3 protein-coding genes are annotated in these 1,793 nt (G+C 32.2%); all 3 read left to right on the forward strand.

What is annotated here, in order from left to right; genetic code table 11:
- Window positions 1-537: 537 nt before the first annotated feature.
- The 3 genes from QUA80_RS33430 to QUA80_RS33440 all read left to right on the forward strand — a co-directional run bounded on the left by QUA80_RS33430 (window position 538) and on the right by QUA80_RS33440 (window position 1,379).
- Window positions 538-660, forward strand: coding sequence for a hypothetical protein (locus QUA80_RS33430; protein WP_333429191.1), 123 nt, complete (start codon window positions 538-540; stop codon window positions 658-660).
- Window positions 661-857: 197 nt separating this feature from the next.
- On the forward strand, window positions 858-1,013 hold the full coding sequence (locus QUA80_RS33435) for a hypothetical protein (protein WP_333429192.1): 156 nt from the start codon (window positions 858-860) through the stop codon (window positions 1,011-1,013).
- Window positions 1,014-1,208: 195 nt separating this feature from the next.
- Window positions 1,209-1,379: a transposase gene (locus tag QUA80_RS33440; RefSeq protein ID WP_333429193.1), complete on the forward strand. Its 171-nt coding sequence runs from the start codon at window positions 1,209-1,211 to the stop codon at window positions 1,377-1,379.
- The last annotated feature ends 414 nt before the right edge of the window (window positions 1,380-1,793 follow it).

The raw sequence follows: 1,793 nt of genomic DNA on the forward strand, positions 1-1,793 counted from the left end.
ATTATCATTATTAGTTAGTGGATATCTACACACATAGGTATTGACAAAATCTACTCTTTTCTAACTTGTTACCAATGATATTTACTCGTCGTACAAATTCCTGAATAAAATACATCAATGGGTACCCCTTGCCACTGCTTGTTACCATGAAATCTTACAAATGACCGCATTTTAGGTTTTTTCGTACTTAGTATGCTAAACTGTTATGAAAACAGCAAGTATTTAAGTAAAATATGAAAAATTAATGACAAAAATCCTGAATCTACCTGGTGTAATCGTAGAGGATAGCTTAGAGACAGAATAAATAATTATTTAACCAGTTATCGTCAAAAATAAAACAGTATTTTTCCCAAAATGCGGATAAACAAACTGCCGTATTTATCAAAATAAAACGCATTTAGTTAGAAATTTGCAAATTACTAATAAACAAGACAAATAATTATCAAAGTCTATCGCCAACACTTTAAATGTAAATCATGTAAAAAAACTGTTAGCTAACTCTTAGATTTTGTTGAAAATCCCAAGAGATTTACTCAAATGTACGCCGAAAGTATTGCAAAACAAGTTATTAATAATAGTGCCAAAAATAATAAATTAACAGCAGAACAAGTTGAATCAATGGTGATGGATGGCAGCAGCTCAAAGTATCATGAATGTTGATATTGAGATTTTTTTCTATTAAGAATAGATGAAATTAGCTGATTTAAATATCCATGATATTTTATTGTTGTGTTAGTAAAGTTACTAACACCTAAGCTATTAGGTTTAACGCCAGAAATAAAACACTCAGAGATATAAAAAGTGATGCTGATATGGAATATAAATTATTTTCTTAACTTCAATAAATCAGCATGGATATGAGTTATGATTATAACTTGTTGGTGAATAAATTATGTCCGAAAGCCTGGGTGACGATAGTAGATATATTTGATGTTACAAAAATAATTTATGAACAATTAAATCAAGCCATAATTGACCAAAATCAACTAGAAAAATCACTAAATCTTAAATAAAAAGTTAAATTGTTTAATAGTTTAAAAGGTAAGTGCAAGGATTGCTATAGTTAAAATTATGCACTCATTAAAAGAAGAGTTTCATAACTCATTTGAAAATAGTTGGGATTTTGGACAAGGAACATTAGGCCTAATTCATTGGTAAAAAAAATCAGAACCTACTATAAAAAGAGCGTCTCCAGCATCAAAAGGTGGTTGGCTGAGGTAGTCGGGTATTTTGAACAAAGAACAACTAATGTCATAGTTGAGGGAATTAATCACAAATTAAAACTTTTAAAACTTAGTGGATTTGGTTTGAGGAATTTTAACAATTTTGAAACGGGAGCTTTACTTTTTTGGCATTTTCCTAGAAATTTAGCATACTAACTACGAAAGAACCCTAATTTTCGGAGAGAATAGATGAATGCCTGGTTGAACTTGAATGCTCTCTAGGGATTGAAATGGCTGTATCTTTTCTCGAAAGGTTGTATTGCATTTTTTACGCAGTACAAAGCTCAGGTGCTGGCGGTGCAACCATTCTGCTAGCTATATGGTGTGAAATTAACGCTGGCCAACAATTACTAATTTATATCTTTTTAGCAGTCGAATAACTGGACGTAACACTTGTTGCTGTTGGGCTAAATTAGAAGCCCCATCTTTATCTAACAGTGTCCAGAATATGGGAAAAGCTCTTTTTTGATAAATCGCACTTACGATTAGCACCCTATAGCGCGTCGCGTGAGAACCCCGGTCTTTTAAGCCGGGGATGAAACGCAGTTGTAGCCTTTAGGCTACGAGTGT

Origin of the sequence: Microcoleus sp. F4-D5, from assembly GCF_036704885.1 — a bacterium.
Classification (GTDB): Bacteria; Cyanobacteriota; Cyanobacteriia; order Cyanobacteriales; family Microcoleaceae; genus Microcoleus.

Excerpts from the sequence above, each read along its gene's own strand:
- QUA80_RS33430 (WP_333429191.1), top strand. The coding sequence starts at position 538 with ATGTACGCCGAAAGTATTGCAAAACAAGTTATTAATAATAGTGCCAAA.
- QUA80_RS33435 (WP_333429192.1), top strand. The coding sequence starts at position 858 with ATGAGTTATGATTATAACTTGTTGGTGAATAAATTATGTCCGAAAGCC.